We start from the raw sequence: 21056 nt of genomic DNA, 5'->3' as shown, positions 1-21056 counted from the left end.
GGTCCCGCCCGGTTCCCGACGGGCCGGCGCGGAGGCCGGCCGGCGAGGTGGGATCCTCGACCCCGATGAGCACCATGACCGGCGACGAGTGGCGCCGCCCCGGGCCCACCCCCGAGCAACAGCGGATCGACGTCTACGGCGGCCTCACGGTGACCGTGCTGGCCCTGTTCAGCCTCACCCTGGCGCGCAGCACCGGAACGTTCCTGCTGGGTCCGCCGCCGTCCGGCCCGGAGCAGGTCTTCTGGACCGTCGCGGTCACCCTGCCGTTGGTCTGGCGGCGGCGCTTCCCCGCCACGGTCATGCTCGTCGTCGCGGCCACCTTCATCGGTTCCCAGGCCCGGTCCGCCCCCGAAGTGCAGCTCTCCGCCTGGGCGTTGTTCGCCGCCCTCTACACCCTGGGTGCCTGGGGCCGCGACCGCCACACGGCACGGCGGCTGCGCGTCGGGGTGATCGCCGTGATGTTCGTCTGGCTCGGGATCTACCACGCGGTCAGCTACGGCAGCATCCCCGAGGACGCCTTCTCCGACGCGGTCGGGCCGGTGCCCCCGCTGCTCGCCGCGATCATCACCACCGTCCTGGCCAACGTGCTCATCTTCGGTTTCGCGTACTTCGTCGGCGAGACCGCCTGGTTGGCCGCCCGCCGACAACACGAACTCCAGCAGCAGGCCGAGCAGTTGCGCCGCTCGCAGGTCGAGGCCCGCGAGCGGGCGGTGGTCGGCGAACGGGTCCGCATCGCCCGGGAGCTACACGACGTGGTCGCCCACCACGTGTCGGTCATGGGGGTGCAGGCGTCCGCCTGCCGGCGGGTGTTCGACAGGGACCCGGCCAAGGCGCGGACGGCGCTGTCCTCGATCGAGGAGACCGCCCGCACCGCGGTCGACGAGCTGCGCCGCATGCTGGGCGTGCTGCGCGCCTCCGACAACGCGCCGGCCGCGCCGGAGCAGGACCGGCCGGCCGCGCTGGAACAGGTCGCCGCCGTGGTCGACCGGGCGCGCGAGGCCGGGCTGCGGGCCACACTCGGGGTGTACGGTGAGCGTCCGCCGCTGCCGGAGTCGGTCTCGCAGGCCGCGTACCGGACCGTGCAGGAGGCGATCACGAACACGCTCAAGCACGCCACCGGGGCCACCATGCTCGACGTCCGCATCCGCTACCTGGTCCAGGAACTGGAGGTCGACGTGACCGACGACGGGCGCGCCACCCGACCCGCCAACGTCGACGGGCTCGGCCTGATCGGCATGCGGGAACGGGTCGGGGCCCACGGGGGTGTGCTGGAGGCCGGCCCGCGCGCCGGTGGCGGCTGGCGGGTACGCGCCCGATTCCCGGTCGCCGTCACGGCGGAGCACCCCGCGTGAGCGCGACGCATCCGGCGCCTCCCGCCGGCCGGCCCGTGCGGGTGCTGCTCGCCGACGACCAACACCTCGTCCGCACCGGCTTCCGGGTCATCCTGGAGGTGGAGGACGACATCGAGGTGGTCGGTGAGGCGGCGGACGGCGAGCGGGCCGTGGCCATGACCCGGGCGTTGCGTCCCGACGTGGTGCTGATGGACGTCGAGATGCCCGGGGTCGACGGCCTGGCGGCGACCCGGCGGATCACCACGGAGTTCCCCGCCGGCCCCGCCGTGCTGATCCTGACCACCTTCGACCACGACGACTACCTCTTCGCCGCGCTGCGGGCCGGCGCGAGCGGTTTCCTGCTCAAGAACGGCACCCCGGAGGACCTGGTGGAGGCGATCCGGGTGCTGGCCCGCGGCGACGGCCTGCTCGCCCCGGCGCTGACCCGGCGGGTGATCGCCACCTTCACCCGACCCGGCGCCGCCGGCCCGACCGCGGCCGACACCCGGGGGGCGCTGGCCGACCTCACCCCCCGGGAACGGGAGGTGCTGGTGCTGGTCGCCGGCGGAGCCAGCAACGCCGAGATCGCCGCCGCGCTGCACCTGGGCGAGGCCACGGTGAAGACCCACGTCAGCCGGGTCCTGGCCAAGCTGGGGCTGCGCGACCGGGTCCAGGCGGTGGTCTTCGCGTACGAACACGGGGTGGTCCGCCCCCAGGGCTGAGCGGATCCGCCTCGCGGCGGACGCCCACGACCACCGCCGGGCGGACGGCGGCCCAGGGCGGCCGACTTAGCGTGAACGCGTGACCAACGTGCTCCGTCTCGACGGCGTCGACCGCAGCTTCGGCGACCGTCGGGTACTCAGGAACGTGTCGTTCGACGTGGCGGCGGGCCGGATGACCGGCTTCGTCGGCGGCAACGGCGCCGGCAAGACCACCTCCATGCGGATCATCCTCGGGTTGCTCGCCCCCGACGCCGGCCAGGTGAGCTGGCGGAACGCGCCGCTGACCCGGCAGGCCCGCCGGCGCTTCGGCTACCTGCCCGAGGAGCGGGGCCTCTACCCGAAGATGAGCGCCCGGGAGCAGGTGATCTACCTGGGGCGGCTGCACGGGATGGACGCACCCGCGGCCCGGCGCGCCACGGACGCCCTGCTGGACCGGCTCGGTCTGGCCGAACGCGGCGACGACCTGCTGGAGACCCTGTCCCTGGGCAACCAGCAGCGCGCCCAGGTCGCCGCGGCGCTGGTGCACGACCCGGAGGTGCTCATCCTCGACGAGCCGTTCTCCGGGCTCGACCCGCTGGCCGTGGACACGGTCGTCGCGGTGCTGCGGGAGCGGGCCGCCACCGGCGTGCCGGTGCTCTTCTCCAGTCACCAGCTCGACGTCGTCGAGCGGCTCTGCGACGACCTGGTGATCATCGCCGACGGCACGATCCGCGCGGCCGGCTCCCGGGAACAGCTGCGGGCGACGTACACCGTGCCCCGGTACGAGCTGGTGGTGGCGGCCGACGCCGGTTGGCTGCGGGACCAGCCGGAGGTGACCCTGGTCGACCTCGACGGGGCACGGGCCGTGTTCGATCTCGCCCCCGGTGCCGACGAACAGCCGGTGCTGCACGCGGCGCTGGCCCGCGGCCCGGTCCGCGCCTTCCGCCCGGTCACCCCGTCCCTCACCGAGATCTTCCGAGAGGCCACCCAGTGAGCACCACGCAGGCCACCGCCCTGGTCGCCGCCCGGGAGATCCGGGTCAAGCTGCGCGACCGCACCTTCCTGATCAGTACGCTCTTCTTCCTGCTCGTCGCTGCGGCGGCAACGGTGCTGCCGCCGCTGCTCTCCGGCGGCCCGGCCAGCGTGGCGGCCACCGAGGCGACCGCCGGGAAGCTGCGGGCGGCCGGGCTCGACGTCCGGGTGGTGCCCGACGACCGGGCGGCCGAGCAGGCGGTCCGCGACGGCGACGTGGACGCCGCGGTCGTCTCCGGCCCGGCCGTGCTGGCCATGGACGAGGCCCCCGACGACGTGGTGTCGGCGCTGAGCACGGCGCCGCCGGTGCGGCTGCTCGACCCCGACGCCGTGGATCCGGTGGTGGCCTTCCTGGTGCCCTTCGCCTTCGCCTTCGTCTTCTTCGTGACCTCACAGACCTTCGGCGTGCAGATCGCGCAGAGCGTGATCGAGGAGAAGCAGACCCGGGTGGTGGAGATCCTGGTGGCGGCGGTGCCGGTCCGGGCGCTGCTGGCCGGCAAGCTGATCGCCGGCACCCTGCTGGCGTTGGGCCAGATCATCCTGGTCGCCCTCGCCGCGGTGGTGGGGATGCGGTTCACCGACACCGGCGGGCTGCTGGACCTGCTCACCCCGGCGATCGGCTGGTTCCTGCCGTTCTTCCTGTTCGGGTTCGTGCTCGTCGCCGCCATGTGGGTGGCGGCCGGCGCCCTGGTCACCCGACTGGAGGACATCGGCGGCGTGTCGACCCCGGTGCAGCTGGCGGTGATGCTGCCGTTCTTCGCCGTCATCCTCCTCAACGACAACCCGGCGGCCATGACCGCGCTGTCGTACCTGCCGTTCTCCGCCCCGACGGCGATGCCGCTGCGGCTGTTCACCGGCGACGCGGCCGGCTGGGAACCGCTGGTGTCACTCGCCGTGCTGCTGGTGACCGCCGGGGTGGTGCTCGCCGCCGGGGCGCGCGTGTACGAGGGTTCGCTGCTGCGGACCAACGGCCGCACGTCGCTGCGGACCGCCTGGCGGGAACGCGAGACGCTCGGCTGAGCGGCCGGCGGGCGCGAGGCGGCCGGGGGCCGGGTCGCGGCGCGTCAGCGGACCGGGACGGCGGCCCAGCCGGCGGGCAGGGTCGGCAGCGACCAGGTGGGGTCGGGCCGCCACCGGGCCCAGTCCTCGTCCCACCAGCGTTCCCCGGCGTCGAGCAGCGCGGCGATCCGGTCACCCTCGGCCCGGATGGCCGCCGCCATGCCCGGGTAGCGCCCCTCGACCAGGCGCTGCGCGAACATCTCGACGTCCTTCCAGACGTACCGGTCCGCGCCCGTGGGCCACCACAGGTCCAGCTCGTGGTCGAGGGTGTCCACCCCGATCGGGGTACGCCGGAACGGGTCCTGGAGGTTGAAGTACCAGCCGGCGAAGGCGCGGTCGGGACCGGTCCAGAAGACGTCCACCGAGTGCGCCTCACCGGGGCGCTGGAGCATCAGCTTGCCGTGCCCGGACCACGCCGTGTGCCCGGCGACCTGCCAGGGGTGCCGCCCGCTGGGGAAGGCCCCCCACTCCGGAAAGCCGAACTCGGCCCCCGCAGGCAGGTAGAGCGCGAGCAGGTCGGGGGAATCCTCGACACAGATCGTCGGGCAGCCGAACCAGACCTCGCCGCGCAGCACCTCACGCCGGACGACCACGTCACCCGGCGTGAACCGGTGCCCGGCGACCGCCTGACCAGCGCTGTCCCTCGCGCCACCGCTCGGCTGCATCAGCCCAGCCTAGCCACGGCCCGGCGAAGCCCCGGCGGACTGGCCGCACCGTGCGGAGCCGCGACGGCCGGGGGCGTACAGGGCGGTGACCTGCCCGCGCCGCGCCGGATCACGGAGCCGGACGTGGGCAAGGCCGGGGTCGCAAGTCGGACAGAAGTCCCGCGCGGACCATCCCAGAGTGGACCCGGACGGCTAGCATCGGCTCCGCGAGCCCGCCCACGAGTACGGAGGCGAGCAGCTTCCAGGTCGATTCCGAGGCGCCACGCGCCAGCGCGGAATCGCTCGACCGGGAGTTGTGGTTCGGTGACAACTTCGGTGGCGTGGCGGCCAGCTACACCGGGCTGCGCGGCTGGACACGGGGGTCGACGGCGGAACACCAGCCGGCAGGACGCGATCCGGGCACCGGTCGGCCACAGGACCCGCGCCAGACCGTACGGAAAGCCTCCGATGGGCTGGTACTTCACCGGTCAGGTTCGTCGAGCTGCCGAACTGAAACCCCGTCGTCGGCAACCTCCTGCAGGTCTGCCAGGGCCGGTGGAGGGCGGTCGACGCGCCCCATCTGATGGCACTCGTGCGTGCTGGTGCCAGCTTCTGCCTCGGAAAGCTCGTCGAACGCGACGACACCGCCTTGGCTGTGTCGCGCACCACGGCGGGTCGATAGGGTGGCGCGGTGTTCTCCGCCGAGGAACGTGACACGATCCGGCAGCGGCTGCTGGACCTGGCCGCTGCCGACCCCATGATCGTCGGCGCGGCCATCACCGGTTCACAGGCCACCGGCGACGAAGACCGTTGGTCTGACATCGATCTCGCGTTCGCGGTCGACGGCTCACTCGCCGTGACCATGCAAGGCTGGACCGACCGGCTTTATGACGACTTCGACGCGGCGCACCATTGGGACCTGCCGTCCGGCTCGGCCGTGTACCGAGTGTTCCTGCTTCCAGAATGCCTCGAGGTAGACATCGCGTTCACGCCAGCCGCTCACTTCGCCCCGCACGGCCCGAGCTGGCGGACCGTCTTCGGCAACCCCGCCCAGCCGCAACCCGCACCGCTGCCTGCCCCGGACCACCTGGCCGGCCTGGCATGGCACCACGCCCTACACGCCTGGATCAGCATCCAGCGGAATCGACTCTGGCAGGCCGAGTACTGGGTCAGCGCACTGCGCAGCCACGTGATCGCACTGACCAGTCTGCGCCTCGGGCATCCGACCAGCTACGCAAAGGGCGCCCACCTGCTCCCGGCTGACCTGACGGAAGCACTTCAGGCCACCCTCGTCCGTACACTCGACCACGCCGAGCTACACCGCGCCCTCACCGCTGCCATCAATGCCCTGATCGCCGAACTTGAGCGCACCGATCCGGCGCTGGCGAACCGGCTGTTTCCCGCCCTCACAGAACTGGCGGGAGATCAACCTTGTCACGCGCCCATCCACAGGTCCTGACAATCCCTCGCCGCGACATCATGACGGCTACGAGCTGAACGCGGCGGGGGACGCCACCAAGCGACGGAAGATACACGTCCAGGAGGAAGGGACACAGAGGCTTCGCGTCATCCCTCGGCAGTACAGGCGCCAGAAGGAATCATCGACACAAACGCAACAAGGGCCCTACCTCCATCCGAGGTAGCGCCCTTGCGCAGACATGGTCAGCCGACAGCGGCCATGACCTCGTCGGAGACGTCGAAGTTCGCGTAGACGTTCTGCACGTCGTCGCAGTCCTCCAGGACGTCGATCAGCTTGAACACCTTGCGGGCCCCCTCCTCGTCCAGCGGCACGCTGACGCTGGGGATGAGGGAGGACTCGGCGGACTCGTACTCGATGCCGGCGTCCTGCAGCGCGGTGCGGACGGCGATCAGGTCGCCCGGCTCGGAGACCACCTCGTAGGCCTCACCGAGGTCGTTGACCTCCTCGGCGCCGGCGTCCAGGACCGCCATCATCACGTCGTCCTCGGTGGTGCCGGCCTTGGGGACGATCACCACGCCCTTGCGGGAGAACATGTACGACACCGAGCCGGCGTCGGCGAACGAGCCGCCGTTGCGGGTCAGCGCGGTGCGCACCTCGGTCGCGGCGCGGTTGCGGTTGTCGGTGAGGCACTCGATGAGCAGCGCCACGCCGTTCGGGCCGTACCCCTCGTACATGATCGTCTGGTAGTCGGCGCCGCCGGCCTCCAGGCCGGAGCCCCGCTTGACCGCGCGGTCGATGTTGTCGTTCGGGACCGAGTTCTTCTTGGCCTTCTGGATGGCGTCGAAGAGGGTCGGGTTACCGGCCGGGTCGCCGCCACCGGTGCGCGCCGCGACCTCGACGTTCTTGATCAGCTTGGCGAACATCTTGCCGCGCTTGGCGTCGATGACCGCCTTCTTGTGCTTGGTCGTCGCCCACTTTGAGTGGCCGGACATCTGTTACCTCCGTTGCTACCCGCCGTCTGCATCGACCGCACCGCGTACGCCCCGTTCCCGCCGGCGCACGCGGACGGTGCCGGTCAGCCCTGCGGGAAGCCGTGGCGGGCAGATGGCCCTGCCGAATCTCGGCAATCCTACCGACGTCCGCCCGGCCGGTGTCACGCGCCGCGCGTCGCGGCGCCGCCCCGCCCGCCCCTACCGGGACAGACGGGGCGAAAGCGCCGGAGACGGTCAGATGCCGAAGCCGTACGACCCCAGCACGGCATGCTCATCCCACCTGCTCCGGGCTGCCGCCCGCCGGACCGGCTCCCCCGGCCGGAGGAACCCGTCGCCGCACTCAGCGGGCGGTCCGCACCAGCTCCACGAAGTACGCGTGCACCCGCGTGTCACCCGTCAGCTCGGGATGGAACGAGGTGGCCAGCAGGTTGCCCTGCCGGACCGCGACGATCCGCCCGGCGGCGGGGCCATCGGTCACCGTGCCGAGCACCTCCACGCCCGCACCCACCCGCTCGACCCACGGGGCCCGGATGAACACGGCGTGGAACGGCCCGCCCTCGACACCGGTCAGGTCGACCGGCGCCTCGAACGAGTCGACCTGCCGGCCGAACGCGTTACGTCGCACCGTCATCTCGATGCCGGTGAAGCCGCGCTGGTCGGGGCGGCCGTCCAGCACCTGGGTGGCCAGCATGATCATGCCGGCGCAGGATCCGTAGACCGGCATTCCGCCGGCGATCCGCTTGTCGATCGGCTCACGCAACTCGAAGATGTCGGCGAGCTTGCTGATGGTGGTGGACTCGCCGCCGGGGATGACCAGGGCGTCGACCGCGTCCAGTTCCGCCGGCCGGCGCACCGGGCGGGCGTCCGCCCCGGCGCCGGCCAGCGCCGCGACGTGCTCGCGGACGTCACCCTGGAGGGCGAGCACCCCGATGACGGGCGTGTCGCTCATCGCGTCGTGGCTCCTTCGTCGCGTCGTCGTCCCCGCCACCGGCGGCGGCGGGCGCGGGGGCGCGCGGGTGACACGCCCCCACCGGGATCACCAGCCGCGCTCAGCCAACCGGTGCGGCTGCGGGATCTCGTCGACGTTGATGCCGACCATCGCCTCACCGAGGCCCCGGGAGACCTTGGCCAGCACGTCCGGGTCGTCGTGGAAGGTGGTGGCCTTGACGATCGCGGCGGCGCGCTGGGCCGGGTTGCCGGACTTGAAGATGCCGGAACCGACGAAGACGCCCTCGGCGCCGAGCTGCATCATCATCGCCGCGTCGGCCGGGGTGGCGATCCCGCCGGCGGTGAACAGCACCACCGGCAGCTTGCCGGTCTCGGCAACCTCCTTGACCAGCTCGTACGGGGCCTGGAGCTCCTTGGCGGCGACGAACAGCTCGTCGGCCGGCAGCGACTGCAGCCGGCGGATCTCCTGCCGGATACGGCGCATGTGGGTGGTGGCGTTGGAGACGTCACCGGTGCCGGCCTCGCCCTTGGAGCGGATCATGGCGGCACCCTCGGTGATCCGGCGCAGCGCCTCGCCCAGGTTGGTCGCGCCGCAGACGAAGGGGACGGTGAACGCCCACTTGTCGATGTGGTTGGCGTAGTCGGCCGGGGTCAGCACCTCGGACTCGTCGATGTAGTCGACGCCGAGCGACTGGAGGATCTGCGCCTCGACGAAGTGGCCGATCCGCACCTTGGCCATGACCGGGATGGAGACGGCCTCGATGATGCCGTCGATCATGTCCGGGTCGCTCATCCGGGACACGCCGCCCTGCGCGCGGATGTCGGCGGGCACGCGCTCCAGGGCCATCACGGCGACCGCGCCGGCGTCCTCGGCGATCCTGGCCTGCTCGGGGGTGACCACATCCATGATCACGCCGCCCTTGAGCATCTCGGCCATGCCGCGCTTGACACGCGCGGTGCCGACGACCGGAGAGGTGCTGCTGTTCGGGGAGGTGGTTTCGGGCACGGGTCATCGCTCCTCGGACGTGCTCGGGGGGTGGCTACGACTGATGCTACGACGGCGTCAACGCCGACCCGACAGCCAATCAGACCCACGGTGGCCTGCACTGTGGCCCTCATCACCCACCCCGCGCAGGCCAATCCGCGCGCCGGGACCGGTCACCGGGAACGACCGGGCACACCCTGCCCCTCACCGGTGGGCGTCTCGCCGGGGACGGTGAGGGTCGGGTCGTCGACGTCGAAGTACCGGGGCCACTCACGCCCCCGCCCCATCCGCAGCAGCCGCACCAGCGGCCTGCTACGGGCCGCCCGGGCGTCCCGGACGAGGTCGGTGTGCACCTGCCGGGCCAGGGCCAGCCGTCGGCTAGCGGCGATCACCGCCTCGCAGGCCGGGTCGGCGGGATCCAACTCCACCCCGCGCAACTGCCGGGTGAGGTCGTTCTCGGCGGCCTCACGCTCCTCCGGGGCGGCGTCCAGGGCGATCCGCGCCGCGGCGTACAGCTCCACGCCGTAGCGCTGCTCGGCCAGCACCGCCGCGGCGGCCGCGCGGCGCAGCAGGTGGGCGTCGAGCGCCCGGGCCGCCGACTCGGCCCGGGTGTGCAGCCGCTGCACCCGGCCCGCCGTCCAGGCCAGGTACGCGGCGACCAGCGCGACCAGGACCGCGGTACCCAGCACCCACCCCGCCGTCGAGTTCACACCGGCCCGCCCAGTCCGGCCCACTCCTGGTCGATGACCCGGCCGTCGGTGGCCTCGATGGCGGCGGCGTACACCTCCAGGACCCGGCGGGCGACCACCGGCCAGTCGTAGTGGGCGACCACCTGGTCCCCGCAGGCGGTCAGCGCCGCCCGCTGGTCGGCGTCGTCGAGCAGCTCGACCAGGGCGTCCCGCAGCGTCACCGGATCCCCCGTCGTGAAGAGCCGGCCGGCCCGCCCCCCGTCCAGCACCCGGCGGAACGCGTCAAGGTCGCTGGCGACCACGGTGGTGCCCGCCGCCAGGGCCTCGGTGAGGATCATCCCGAAGGACTCCCCGCCGGTGTTCGGGGCGACGTAGAGGTGCAGACTGCGCAGCATCCTGGCCTTGTCGGCCTCGGAGACCATGCCGAGGAAGGTGACCCGGTCGCGCAGCTCGGCCGGGAACCGGCCGAACAGGTCGTCGGGCTCGCCCGGGCCGGCCACCAGCAGGCGCAGCCCCGGCCGGTGCGGCGCCAGCGCGACGAACGCGTCCCGCAGGATCGGGAAACCCTTGCGGGCCTCGGTGAACCGGCCGAGGAAACCGATGGTGCCGCCGCTGCCCGGCGCGCACTCCCCCGGCCAGCCCGGCAACGGCTCCACCCCGGCGAACTTGGTCACGGCCACCCCGTTCGGGATCTCCACCGCGCCGCCGTCCATGTGCTCGACCTGCACCTTGCGGGCCAGCGCGCTGACCGCGATCCGGGCGGTGATCCGCTCCAGCACGATCTGTAGGACACCCTGCGCGGCGGCCAGCACCCGGGACCGGGTCATCGCGGTGTGGAAGGTCGCCACCACCGGGCCCCGGGCGGAGAGCACGGCGAGCATCGACAGGCTCAGCGTCAACGGCTCGTGCACGTGCAGCACGTCGAAGTCGCCCCGGATGATCCACCGGCGTACCCGGGCGGTGGAGACCGGACCGAAGGCGATCCGGGCCACCGAGCCGTTGTACGGCAGCGGCACCGCCCGTCCCGCCGACACCACGTACGGCGGCAGCGGGGAGTCCTCGTCGGCCGGCGCGAGCACACTCACCTCGTGGCCGAGCCCGATCAGTGCCTCGGCGAGATCCATGACATGGTTCTGCACCCCGCCGGGGACGTCGAAGGAGTACGGGCACACGATGCCGATCCGCACGCGTCAACGCCTCTCAGACCTGTCCGGTGGCCGGGCGGGCCGCGACGTGTCGCCGCCCGTGCCCCGCTGGTCCAGCCACATCCGCTGCAACATGTGCCAGTCTTCCGGATGCCGGGCGATACCCGCCGCCAGACTCTCGGCAATCCGCTGGGTCAGCGCGCGGGCCCGCTCGTCCAGCGGCGCGGAGTCCGGGTCGGGCAGCGGCAGCGGGCCCTCGATCGAGGCACACGCGGCGTCCGGCTCGTACCACATCGAGGCGACGTAGAGCGGGGCGCCGGTGCGGATGGCCAGCAGCGCCGGGCCGGCCGGCATCCTGGTCCGCGCGCCGAAGAAGTCGACCTCGACGCCGCGGGCCGAGAGGTCCCGGTCGGCCAGCAGCGGCACCACCGTGCCGGCGCGCAGCCGGTCCACCAGCACGTCGAAGGCGGGACGCGCACCGCCGCTGGTGGGCAGGATCTCCATGCCCAGCCCCTGCCGGAAGGCGAGGAACCGCTCGTAGAGGCCCTCGGGCCGCAGCCGCTCGGCGACGGTGGTGATCGGCCAGCCGGTGGCGGCCACCCAGGCGCCGGCCGCGTCCCAGTTGCCGGCGTGCGGCAACGCCACCACCGCGCCCCGCCCGGTGGCCACGTCGTCGGCGAGCCGGCCGGCGCCCTCCGGATCCAACCGGAACCCGGCGAGGATCTCGTCGCGGCTCAACGCGGGCAGCCGGAACGCCTCCATCCAGTACCGGGCGTACGAGCGCAGGGCACGCCGGACCAGGTCGTCCAGCTCGGCCTCGGGCAGTTCCGGGCCGACCACCCGGCGCAGGTTGGCGCGCAGTCGGGCCGTACCCGGGCCGCCGGCGCGGTAGGCCCGGTCGGCGCCCGCCCGGAACATCGCGGCCACGACGGACCGGGGCAGCGCGCGGACCAGGCGCCAGCCGGTGACGTAGCCGAGCTCGGTGAGGTTCACTCCTGGCCGACCCGCTGGGCCTGCCGGTACACGTGGACCATCCGCTGGCCGACCGTGAAGAGCGAGACCGCGGCGAGCAGCCAGAGCGCGACCTCCAGGGCCCAGTCGACGCCGAGGCCGGTGAGCAGGCCGCCCACCCCGACGATGAGCAGCCGTTCGGTGCGCTCGGCGATGCCCACGTCGCATGTCATGCCGAGGCCTTCGGCGCGGGCCTTGACGTAGGAGACCAGACCACCGGCGGCCAGGCAGAGCAGCGCGGCGGCCACCCCCGAGTGGTCGCCCTCGGTGGCCAGCCAGTACGCGACCGCGCCGAACACGGCGCTGTCGGCGATGCGGTCCATCGACGAGTCCAGGAACGCGCCGAAGCGGGTGGAACCGCCGCTCATCCGGGCCATCGTCCCGTCGAGCAGGTCGGTGAGCGCGAAGACCGTGACGATCAGGGCACCGGCGACCAGCTCGCCCCGCGCGCCGAGACCGAGCGCGCCGACGAGCACGCCGACGGTGCCGGCCACGGTGACCACGTTGGGGGACACACCGGCGCGGAGCAGCCCGCGCGCGACCGGCTCCACGACTCGGGTCATCCCCGCGCGGGCCGTCACTTGGAAGATCTTCGCCATGGCGATCCCACGATAACGGCCGGCAGCGGGCGGCGATACGGCCGGTCGTCCGACCCGCGTGGCGCAGGCTTGTGCCGGGTGGGCGACGGGTGTGAGATCGGGTGGGAAGGTGAGCCAACTCACCGACCGCACCGGCTCAGACCCGTGGTCCAGCAGAGCACCGGAGGATATCGCCGCGGCACCCACCCCGGGTCCGTTTCCCGTCGTGCGCGGCGGTCGCCACCAACCACCGTGAGGGAGGTGCGCCGCGATGGCGCAGAAGAACCAGGAGAAGGGTGTCACCGGCGGCGCGCCGGTGGTGACCGAGCCCGGCAGGGTTCGCAACGTGGTCCTCGTGGGGCACTCCGGTGCCGGCAAGACGACCCTGGTCGAGGCGCTGCTGGCGGCCAGCGGCACGATCGCCCGCGCCGGCACGGTCACCGACGGCACGACGGTCTGCGACCACGACCCCGCGGCGGTACGCCAGCAGCGCTCGGTGAGCCTGGCCTGCGCCCCACTGGTGCACTCCGGGGTGAAGGTCAATCTTCTGGACACCCCCGGTTACGGCGACTTCGTCGGCGAGCTGCGCGCCGGCCTGCGCGCCGCCGACGCCGCGCTCTTCGTGGTCTCCGCCGTCGACGGCATGGACCTGGCCACCGCCGCCCTGTGGGAGGAGTGCGGGGCGGTCGACATGCCGCGTGCCGTGGCGGTCTCCCGGCTGGACCACCCCCGCGCCGACTTCGACGAGGTGGTGGCGCTGTGCCAGCGGGTCTTCGGTGACAACGTGCTGCCGCTGTACCTGCCGATGCTGGGTGACGACGGCGAGTCGGTGGCCGGCCTGATGGGGCTGGTCACCCGGCGGGTCTTCGACTACTCGGCGGGCCTGCCCGCCGCGATCCGCGAGCCGGACCCGGAGCACCTGCCGGCCATCGTGGAGGCCCGCAACGAGCTGATCGAGGGGATCATCGCCGAGAGCGAGGACGAGACCCTCATGGACCGCTACCTCGACGGCGAGGAGATCGACACCGGGGTGCTGGTCACCGACCTGGAGAAGGCCGTCGCCCGGGGCCACTTCTATCCGGTGGTGCCGGTCTGCGCCGCGACCGGCGTCGGCCTCGACGTGCTGCTCGACGGCCTGGTCGCCGCCTTCCCGTCGCCGCTGGAGCACGAGCTGCCGCCGGTCACCGGCGTCGACGGCTCCCCCCGTCCGCCGTTGGCGTGCGACCCGGACGGCCCGCTGGTCGCCGAGGTGGTCAAGACCACCGTCGACCGGCACGTCGGCCGGGTCTCCCTGGTCCGGGTCTTCTCCGGCACGCTCCGCCCCGACCAGGTGGTGCACGTCTCGGGGCACGGCATGGCCGAGCGGGGACACCCCGACCACGACGTCGATGAGCGGGTCGGGCACGTCTACAGCCCGTTGGGGGCGACGCTGCGGGAGGTCCCGGTGGCCGTCGCGGGGGACATCTGCGCGATCACCAAGTCGGGCAGCGCGGAGACCGGCGACACCGTCTCCGCCAAGGACGACCCGCTGCTGGTCGCCCCGTGGGAGATGCCCGAGCCGCTGCTGCCGGTGGCGGTCGTGGCGCGCAGCCGGGCCGACGAGGACGCGCTGGCCCGCAACCTGGGCCGGCTGGTGGCCGGTGACCCCACCCTGCGTCTCGAACGCAACCCGGAGACCCACCAGCTGGTGCTCTGGTGCATGGGCGAGGCGCACGCCGACGTCGTGCTGGACCGGTTGCGCACCGGCGGGGTGGAGCTGGACACCGAACCGGTGCGGGTGCCGCTGCGCGAGACGTTCACCGTGGCCGCCACCGGGCACGGCCGGCATGTCAAACAGTCGGGCGGCCACGGCCAGTACGCCGTCTGCGACATCGAGGTGACGCCGCTGCCGCGCGGCGCCGGCTTCGAGTTCGTCGACCGGGTGGTCGGCGGGGCCGTCCCCCACCAGTACATCCCCTCGGTGGAGAAGGGCGTCCGGGCGCAGGTGGAACGCGGCCTGGTCGCCGGCCACCCGGTGGTGGACCTGCGGGTGACCCTCGTCGACGGCAAGGCACACAGCGTCGACTCCTCCGACGCGGCCTTCCAGACCGCGGGCGCGCTGGCCCTGCGCGACGCCGCCGAGAAGGGGCAGCCGACGCTGCTGGAGCCGGTGGACGAGGTCGTCGTCCGGGTACCCGACGGCTCGGTCGGCGCGGTGATGGGCGACCTGTCCGGCCGGCGCGGCCGGGTGCTCGGCACCGAACCGGACCCGGACGCCGAGGGTCGGACCCTGATCCGCGCCGAGGCGCCCGCCACCGAGCTGCTCCGCTACGCCATCGAGCTGCGCTCGCTCACCTCCGGCACCGGCACCTTCCGCCGGGCCTTCGCGCGGTACGAGCCGATGCCCGCCCACCTGGTCGAGCAGGTCCGCAAGGAATCCGGCACCCGTCCCTGACCGGCGACCGGCCGACGTCACGCGGGCGCGGCGACGACCCGGCGCGGGCGCGGCGAACTCAGGGGCGGGCGGCGGGGACCGGGGGCATCGGCCAGTACGGGCGGTCGGCGTCCCGCAGGGCGGCGGCCCGCAATCCCGCGAGCTGCCGCTCCACCTCGGCGAAGTGGTCCGGGCCGAGCGGGCCGAGACGCAACGCGGCGGCGTTCTCCTCGACCTGCGCGACGGTTCGGCAGCCGGGGATCGGCACGGTCCGGGCGCTGCGCGCCCAGAGCCAGCCCAACGCTCCCTGGGTCAGGGTCCGGCCGTCGGCGGTGAGCGCGCCGCGTACCGCCCGGACCCGGCGCAGCCACTCCGGCGCCGGCCGGCCGCCCCGGAACCACTCCAGCCAGGTCGGTGCGTGGCCACGCACGTCGTCGCGGGGCAGCGTCGACTCGGTGGTGTACTTGCCGGTCAGCAGCCCCATGCCGAGCGGGCCCCGGTTGACGCTGGCCAGGTCGTGCTTGTCGCAGACCGCCAGCATCGTCGGGGTGTCCCGGAGCACCGACAGGCTGTGCTGCACGGCGGTGGCGCGCGGCGCCGCCTCGGCGAACGCGCCGACCCGGTCGGCCCGGTCGGTGCTCCAGCCGTACGACCGGATCAGCCCGTCGGCCACCAGCTCCTCACACGTGCCGACCAGCGCCTCCGCCCGAACCAGCGGAAGATCACCCAGGTGCAGCTGGTACAGGTCGATCCGGTCGGTGTCCAACCGGCGCAGCGAGTCGACCACCGCCCGGCGCAGGTACGCCGGTGAGGCGTCCTCGCCGGTGGCCTGCCGGCTCCGCTCGTCGAAGGTATACCCCCACTTCGTGGCGATCACCGCCTCGTCGCGCCGGCCGGCCAGCGCCGAACCGAGGATCCGCTCGCCGTGTCCGGCCCCGTACGTGTCGGCGGTGTCGAAGAAGGTCACCCCGAGGTCGAGGGCGCGGCGGACCGCCCGCACCGACTCCTCGTCGTCGACCCGGCCCCAGCCCAACGGGCGGGCGCCCTCCGCCCAGGGGCCGCCGATCGCCCAACATCCCATGCCGAGCGCGCTGACCTCGATGCCGCTGCGGCCCAACGTCCGCGTCGCAACTGCCACCGCCGCATCCTGCCATCTTCCGGACCGGCAGGGGCAAGAACGTCACCGAGCGTACTACCGGCTATATGCGACAGTGAGCGGAAGAGCGGACGATCCGGTCTAGCACCGGCGGTTCGGGTCCGGCCCGGGATCAGCGTGGGACGGCGTACGCCAGCGGCACCGGCGTCGGCTGCCCCGGCCAGGTGCCGCTCAACGCGGCGCCCGCCCGCACCGTACCGGTGCCGAGCCGGCGGACGACGGCCAGTTCGACGGCGTCGGTGACGATCAGCGTCGGGTCGCCGTCCACCACCCGCAGCGGCCCGGCCACGGCGGGCGGGTCCGTCCGGTCGGCGGCGTTGCTGGTGATCTCCATGCTCGGCGCGCGGTACTCCCGCACCCCGTCGACCTCGAAGAACTCCTGCGCCTGCGCGGCGCCGCCGAGGATCGCGGCGGTCAGGGCCGCCGCGTAGACCGGGTCGCCGCAGGCGTCGTACGCCCAGCGCGGGCCGAGCACGGAGTGCTGGGTGGTACCGACGAGCCGGTCGTCGGCACCAGCCAGCGGCGCACCCCGATAGGTGAGCGGCACCTGGTACACCGGCCCGTCAGCGACCCGGACCAGCAGCGTCTCGACGCCGACCGCGCCCGCCGGGTCGTCGAACCGGTACGCCGCCACGCGGGCCACCTCGACCGCCGGCCCCCCACCGAACCAGGCCTGCCCGGGCAACCAGGCCGCCAGGAGTTCGAGTTTGCCGGGACGCAGTTCCGCGTGATGCAACAGAGCCATACCCAAGATCGTAAGGTGTCGCGCTCCGGCCCAGACCGAGGGTAGGGCCGGCCCACAGGTCCGGCGGTCACGGGCGGCCGGCGCGAATCCGGTGGCAGCGGTGGACCGGTCGCGGTCAGGCGGGCCAGGCCTCGGCGAAGAGATCCCGGGTGTCGGTGAGCAGTTGCGGCAGTACCTTCGTCCGGCCGATCACCGGCATGAAGTTGGCGTCGCCGCCCCAGCGCGGCACCACGTGCTGGTGCAGGTGCGCGGCGATGCCGGCACCAGCCACACCGCCCTGGTTCATGCCCAGGTTGAAGCCGTGCGCGTTGCTCACCTTCCGGATCATCCGCATCGCCGTCTGGGTGAACACCGCCAGTTCACCGGTCTCCTCCGCGTCCAGGTCGGGGTAGTCGGCGACGTGCCGGTACGGGCAGACGAGCAGGTGACCCGGGTTGTACGGGTAGAGGTTGAGCAAGGCGAAGACGTGCCTGCCCCGCGCGACGACGAGGCTCTGGTCGGCGGGCAGGCCGGGAGCGAGACAGAACGGACAGCCGGCAGGCTTCTCGTAGCCACCCTCGGGGCGGCCCTCACCGGAGATGTAGGTCATCCGGTGGGGCGTCCAGAGCCGCTCCAACCCGTCCGCCAGGCCGGCGTCTCCGGTGGTGCCTCCGCCGTCGTCAGAGTGCCGCGCCGCCCCAGTCACACGCCGATCCTACGGTCACCGCAGCGGGTTCCAGCCATCCGCTCCGGCCAGCCAGGTGCCGGGGGTGAGCCGGTCGGCCTCCTGCGCGGTCAACTGCGGGCGGTCCGGGCCGAGGCCGGCACCCGGACCCCGGTTGGCGTACTCGGCGTAGCGGGCGTCCCGCCAGGACCAGGTGCCGAAGTCGCTCCACGGGGTGGCACGCACGTGCGGGCCGAGCCAGGAGTCGCGGATCACCGTGGAGGGGCGCGCGGCGGGATCGTTGCCCGGGTGCCACGGGCGGCCGAGCGAGACCGTGCCCGCCGCGGCGGTGCCGGTGAGCCGGCTGCGCCAGACCAGGAACCCGTACGGCACCGCCTGGTCGGTGCTGGCCGCGGTGACGTACCCGTTGTTGGTGGTCGAGCCGCGACTGAGCGACCGGAGCTCGCAGCGGTCGAAGACGGCGGTGCCCCGGCCGAAGACGAAGTCGACGTCCCCCTCGATGTAGCACTTGCGGAAGTACGCCCGGCTGGCGACGGTGACGTCCGGGGTGTTGACGTAGAGGGTGTCCTGGTTGCCGAGGAACCGGACGTTGTCGAAGACGAGCCGGTCGGCGCGGGTGAGCACGGCGACCGCCTGCCGGTTGGTGATCTCCGGGTGGGCGGCCTCGTCGAACAGGTTGGCGAAGGTGAGGTTGCGGGCGGCGAACCCCGCCCCGGAGATCGTCACCGAGGCGCTGCCGGAGGTGCCCCAGGTGCCGCCGTCGGGCCGGGGCGTGCCGTTGGCCCGGTCGTCGGCGATCACCACGGCCGACGGGTCGTCACCCTGGCCACGCAGCACGACGTACGGCTTGTCGGCGGGCACCACCACCCGGCCCCGGTAGACCCCCGGGCGGATCTTGATGGTGAACGGGCCCGGGTTGCCGGCCGGGACGGCATCGACGGCGGCCTGGATGTCGGTGACGTCGCCAGTGCCGTCGGCGGCGACGGTGAGGTACGGCCCAGGCCAGGCGTACGCGGGCCGATGCGCGCCCAGCACGCCGGCGGTCACCGCCACGCCAGCACCGAGCAGAGTTCTGCGCCGCATCGCCACCTCCGGTCCCGGCGTGCAGGAAAGGGCTTTCCGCACGGGTACGCGAAGGCTATCCGCCCAGAGTGACGACGGTCAATGCCGGCCCCCGGGCACGCGTCCACCACCCGCGGTGCGGCTTCCGCCGGCTCATCCCCGGCGCCGCCCCGACCCCGGCCAAGATCGACTCCTACCGCGCCGGGTGGGGGCATCCCGGCGGGGGGATACCGCGCCCGCGACACCCGGCGCCGAGCTGTCGACCGGAGCGGCCGGGACGAGGTCGGCGGGCCGGTACTGGTCAGTTCGCCACGGCGGATGGGCCGGAGTTGGTGCGCGACTGGACCACGTCCAGCACGTGCGTGACCGCCTCAGCGATCGGCACCCCGTTGCGCTGGGAACCGTCGCGGTAGCGGAAGGAGACGGTGCCGGCGGACACGTCGTCGTCACCGGCGATCACCATGAAGGGGATCTTCTGCTGCTGCGCGGTACGGATCTTCTTCTGCATCCGGTCGTCTCCGGTGTCCACCTGGGCCCGGATGCCCTCGGCGCGCAGCGCCGCGACGAAGCCGTGCAGGTAGTCGGTGTGATCCTCACGGATCGGGATGCCGACCACCTGCACCGGCGCCAACCAGGCCGGGAACGCGCCCGCGTAGTGCTCGGTGAGCACCCCGAAGAACCGCTCGATCGAACCGAACAACGCCCGGTGGATCATCACCGGCCGCTGCCGGGTGCCGTCGGCGGCCTGGTACTCCAGACCGAAACGCTCCGGCAGGTTGAAGTCGACCTGGATCGTGGACATCTGCCAGGTCCGGCCGATGGCGTCCTTGGCCTGCACGGAGATCTTCGGGCCGTAGAACGCCGCGCCGCCCGGGTCCGGCACCAGGTCCAGGCCGGACTCCTCGGCGGCCGAGCGCAGCGCGGCGGTGGCCCGCTCCCAGTTCTCGTCGGTGCCGACCGACTTCTCCGGGTTCCGGGTGGACAGCTCCAGGTAGAAGTCGTCCAGGCCGTAGTCGCGCAGCAGGTCCAGCACGAACGACAGCAGCGACTTCAGTTCGCCGGCCATCTGCTCCGGCGTGCAGTAGATGTGCGCGTCGTCCTGGGTCATCCCGCGCACCCGGGTCAGGCCGTGCACCACGCCCGACTTCTCGAACCGGTAGACCGACCCGAACTCGAACAGCCGCAGCGGCAGCTCGCGGTAGGACCGCCCGCGCGACCGGAAGATCAGGTTGTGGAACGGGCAGTTCATCGGCTTGAGGTAGTAGTTCGCCCCCTCCATCTCCATGGGCGGGTACATGCCGTCGGCGTACCACTGGAGGTGCCCGGAGGTCTCGAACAGGTGCGCCTTGGTGATGTGCGGGGTGTTGACGAACTCGTACCCGGCGGCCTCGTGCCGGCGGCGGGAGTAGTCCTCCAGCTCCCGGCGGATGATGCCGCCCTTGGGGTGGAACACCGCCAGGCCCGAGCCGATCTCGTCGGGGAAGCTGAACAGGTCCAGGTCCGCGCCGAGCTTGCGGTGGTCGCGGCGGGCGGCCTCCTCCAGCAGCTTCAGGTACGCCTTGAGCTCGTCACGGGTCGGCCAGGCGGTGCCGTACACCCGCTGCAACTGGGGGTTGCGCTCCGAGCCCCGCCAGTAGGCGGCGGCCGAGCGCATCAGCTTGAACGCGCCGATCAGCCGGGTGTTCGGCAGGTGCGGTCCACGGCAGAGATCCGACCAGCAGACCTTGTCCTCGTTCGCGGCGAGGTTGTCGTAGATGGTCAGCTCGCCGCCGCCCACCTCCATCACCTCGGCGGAGTCCAGCCCCTCCCCCTTGACGTCGATCAGTTCCAGCTTGAACGGCTCGGCGGCCAGTTCGGCCTTCGCCTCGTCGAGGCTGCCGAACCGGCGACGGCGGAACCGCTGGCCGGACTTGACGATCTCCTGCATCCGCTTCTCGAGCCGGGAGAGGTCGTCCGGCTGGAACGGCTTGTCGACGGCGAAGTCGTAGTAGAAGCCGTTCTCGATCGGCGGGCCGATGCCCAGCCTGGCCTCCGGGAAAACGTCCTGCACCGCCTGGGCCAGTACGTGCGCGGTCGAGTGACGCAGCACCTTGAGGCCGTCCGGGGTGTCGATGGCGACCGGCTCGACCTCGGTCTCCTCGGCCGGCGACCAGTCCAGGTCGCGCAGCTGGCCCTGCGGGTCGCGGACCACCACGATCGCCTTCGGGCCACTGGTGGGCAGCCCGGCCGCGGCCACCGCGTCGGCCGCCGTCGTCCCGGCGGCGACGACGACGGGGTCGGCCACTGCGGGGGTACGAGGTGCGGACACGGTGACTCCTCAACTGCAGGCGGTAAGGGTGTGCCGGTTGCCGGCTCCTGCGATGCTATCGGTCGCCCCGGGCCGCCCGGTCGCCGGGAAAGGACGACCTCGCCGCCCCCGCGTTGAACCTTTCCGGCCTCCCGTCCGAACTACCGGGTGTGGCCGGAGTCGGTACCGGCCTG

General features: G+C 72.9%; 19 protein-coding genes. 6 read left to right on the top strand and 13 right to left on the bottom strand.

Going from position 1 to position 21056, the window contains the following annotated elements:
• The first annotated feature begins 65 nt into the window (after positions 1 to 65).
• The 4 genes from E1165_RS03075 to E1165_RS03060 all read left to right on the top strand — a co-directional run bounded on the left by E1165_RS03075 (position 66) and on the right by E1165_RS03060 (position 4084).
• A complete protein-coding gene (locus tag E1165_RS03075) occupies positions 66 to 1352 on the top strand; it encodes a sensor histidine kinase (RefSeq protein ID WP_132387468.1) in 1287 nt (428 codons plus the stop codon).
• Positions 1349 to 2053, top strand: coding sequence for a response regulator transcription factor (locus E1165_RS03070; RefSeq protein ID WP_132387466.1), 705 nt, complete (start codon positions 1349 to 1351; stop codon positions 2051 to 2053). The genes E1165_RS03075 and E1165_RS03070 overlap by 4 nt, the downstream gene beginning before the upstream one ends.
• 79 nt (positions 2054 to 2132) lie before the next feature.
• The gene (locus tag E1165_RS03065) at positions 2133 to 3026 is read left to right on the top strand and encodes an ABC transporter ATP-binding protein (protein ID WP_132387464.1); all 894 of its coding nucleotides are present in this window, start codon (positions 2133 to 2135) and stop codon (positions 3024 to 3026) included.
• Positions 3023 to 4084 carry an ABC transporter permease gene (locus tag E1165_RS03060; RefSeq protein ID WP_132387462.1) on the top strand — a complete coding sequence of 354 codons (1062 nt, stop codon included), beginning with the start codon at positions 3023 to 3025 and terminating at the stop codon, positions 4082 to 4084. Before E1165_RS03065 ends, E1165_RS03060 begins: the two co-directional genes overlap by 4 nt.
• A 44-nt stretch (positions 4085 to 4128) precedes the next feature.
• On the opposite strand, the gene E1165_RS03055 is transcribed toward E1165_RS03060, so the two are convergent.
• Positions 4129 to 4788, bottom strand: a complete 660-nt coding sequence (locus tag E1165_RS03055; protein ID WP_132387460.1) for a DUF402 domain-containing protein — start codon at positions 4786 to 4788, stop codon at positions 4129 to 4131.
• A 670-nt stretch (positions 4789 to 5458) separates the two neighbouring features.
• Here E1165_RS03055 and E1165_RS03050 point away from each other — a divergent pair.
• Positions 5459 to 6226 (top strand): nucleotidyltransferase domain-containing protein, encoded by a 768-nt coding sequence (locus E1165_RS03050; protein ID WP_132387458.1) that lies wholly within the window; start codon positions 5459 to 5461, stop codon positions 6224 to 6226.
• A 203-nt stretch (positions 6227 to 6429) separates the two neighbouring features.
• Here the strand turns inward: E1165_RS03050 and E1165_RS03045 are convergent, their stop codons facing one another.
• From E1165_RS03045 to pgsA, 7 genes are all read right to left on the bottom strand, one after another.
• Positions 6430 to 7179, bottom strand: a complete 750-nt coding sequence (locus E1165_RS03045; RefSeq protein WP_132387456.1) for a YebC/PmpR family DNA-binding transcriptional regulator — start codon at positions 7177 to 7179, stop codon at positions 6430 to 6432.
• Between the two features lie 340 nt (positions 7180 to 7519).
• On the bottom strand, positions 7520 to 8128 hold the full coding sequence (gene pdxT / locus E1165_RS03040; RefSeq protein ID WP_132387454.1) for a pyridoxal 5'-phosphate synthase glutaminase subunit PdxT: 609 nt from the start codon (positions 8126 to 8128) through the stop codon (positions 7520 to 7522).
• An 87-nt stretch (positions 8129 to 8215) separates the two neighbouring features.
• Complete coding sequence (pdxS, locus tag E1165_RS03035) at positions 8216 to 9133, bottom strand: pyridoxal 5'-phosphate synthase lyase subunit PdxS (protein ID WP_132387452.1); 918 nt, start codon at positions 9131 to 9133, stop codon at positions 8216 to 8218.
• A gap of 152 nt (positions 9134 to 9285) precedes the next feature.
• Entirely contained in the window at positions 9286 to 9801 is a 516-nt protein-coding gene (locus tag E1165_RS03030) for a hypothetical protein (protein WP_243704563.1), read from the bottom strand.
• Positions 9802 to 9818: 17 nt separating this feature from the next.
• Positions 9819 to 10988 carry a glycosyltransferase family 4 protein gene (locus E1165_RS03025; RefSeq protein WP_132387448.1) on the bottom strand — a complete coding sequence of 390 codons (1170 nt, stop codon included), beginning with the start codon at positions 10986 to 10988 and terminating at the stop codon, positions 9819 to 9821.
• 3 nt (positions 10989 to 10991) lie between these two features.
• Entirely contained in the window at positions 10992 to 11939 is a 948-nt protein-coding gene (locus E1165_RS03020) for a phosphatidylinositol mannoside acyltransferase (protein ID WP_132387446.1), read from the bottom strand.
• The gene (gene pgsA, locus E1165_RS03015; protein ID WP_132387444.1) at positions 11936 to 12556 is read right to left on the bottom strand and encodes a phosphatidylinositol phosphate synthase; all 621 of its coding nucleotides are present in this window, start codon (positions 12554 to 12556) and stop codon (positions 11936 to 11938) included. The genes E1165_RS03020 and pgsA overlap by 4 nt, the downstream gene beginning before the upstream one ends.
• 250 nt (positions 12557 to 12806) lie before the next feature.
• Here pgsA and E1165_RS03010 point away from each other — a divergent pair, with 250 nt between their 5' ends.
• Positions 12807 to 14969, top strand: coding sequence for an elongation factor G-like protein EF-G2 (locus tag E1165_RS03010; protein WP_132387442.1), 2163 nt, complete (start codon positions 12807 to 12809; stop codon positions 14967 to 14969).
• Between the two features lie 58 nt (positions 14970 to 15027).
• Here E1165_RS03010 and E1165_RS03005 read toward each other — a convergent pair whose 3' ends face one another.
• From E1165_RS03005 to thrS, 5 genes are all read right to left on the bottom strand, one after another.
• On the bottom strand, positions 15028 to 16086 hold the full coding sequence (locus E1165_RS03005) for an aldo/keto reductase (RefSeq protein WP_132387440.1): 1059 nt from the start codon (positions 16084 to 16086) through the stop codon (positions 15028 to 15030).
• 130 nt (positions 16087 to 16216) lie between these two features.
• Positions 16217 to 16849, bottom strand: coding sequence for a hypothetical protein (locus E1165_RS03000; RefSeq protein WP_132387438.1), 633 nt, complete (start codon positions 16847 to 16849; stop codon positions 16217 to 16219).
• Between the two features lie 115 nt (positions 16850 to 16964).
• Complete coding sequence (locus tag E1165_RS02995) at positions 16965 to 17477, bottom strand: HIT domain-containing protein (protein ID WP_132387526.1); 513 nt, start codon at positions 17475 to 17477, stop codon at positions 16965 to 16967.
• Between the two features lie 72 nt (positions 17478 to 17549).
• On the bottom strand, positions 17550 to 18596 hold the full coding sequence (locus E1165_RS02990) for a pectinesterase family protein (protein ID WP_132387436.1): 1047 nt from the start codon (positions 18594 to 18596) through the stop codon (positions 17550 to 17552).
• Between the two features lie 280 nt (positions 18597 to 18876).
• Positions 18877 to 20883 carry a threonine--tRNA ligase gene (gene thrS, locus E1165_RS02985; protein WP_132387434.1) on the bottom strand — a complete coding sequence of 669 codons (2007 nt, stop codon included), beginning with the start codon at positions 20881 to 20883 and terminating at the stop codon, positions 18877 to 18879.
• Positions 20884 to 21056 lie beyond the last annotated feature (173 nt).

It is taken from the genome of Micromonospora sp. KC723 (assembly GCF_004348595.1).
Classification (GTDB): Bacteria; Actinomycetota; Actinomycetes; order Mycobacteriales; family Micromonosporaceae; genus Micromonospora.
The sequence above is the reverse complement of the archived record's forward strand: the minus strand, read 5'-3'. Positions and strand labels throughout refer to the sequence as shown.

What these genes read in the sequence shown, in the direction of transcription:
- E1165_RS03055 (WP_132387460.1), bottom strand. Translation starts at nt 4,788, where the DNA reads ATGCAGCCGAGCGGTGGCGCGAGGGACAGCGCTGGTCAGGCGGTCGCC.
- E1165_RS03075 (WP_132387468.1), top strand. Translation starts at nt 66, where the DNA reads ATGAGCACCATGACCGGCGACGAGTGGCGCCGCCCCGGGCCCACCCCC.
- E1165_RS02990 (WP_132387436.1), bottom strand. Translation starts at nt 18,596, where the DNA reads ATGCGGCGCAGAACTCTGCTCGGTGCTGGCGTGGCGGTGACCGCCGGC.
- E1165_RS03000 (WP_132387438.1), bottom strand. Translation starts at nt 16,849, where the DNA reads ATGGCTCTGTTGCATCACGCGGAACTGCGTCCCGGCAAACTCGAACTC.
- pdxT (WP_132387454.1), bottom strand. Translation starts at nt 8,128, where the DNA reads ATGAGCGACACGCCCGTCATCGGGGTGCTCGCCCTCCAGGGTGACGTC.
- E1165_RS03010 (WP_132387442.1), top strand. Translation starts at nt 12,807, where the DNA reads ATGGCGCAGAAGAACCAGGAGAAGGGTGTCACCGGCGGCGCGCCGGTG.
- pgsA (WP_132387444.1), bottom strand. Translation starts at nt 12,556, where the DNA reads ATGGCGAAGATCTTCCAAGTGACGGCCCGCGCGGGGATGACCCGAGTC.
- E1165_RS03045 (WP_132387456.1), bottom strand. Translation starts at nt 7,179, where the DNA reads ATGTCCGGCCACTCAAAGTGGGCGACGACCAAGCACAAGAAGGCGGTC.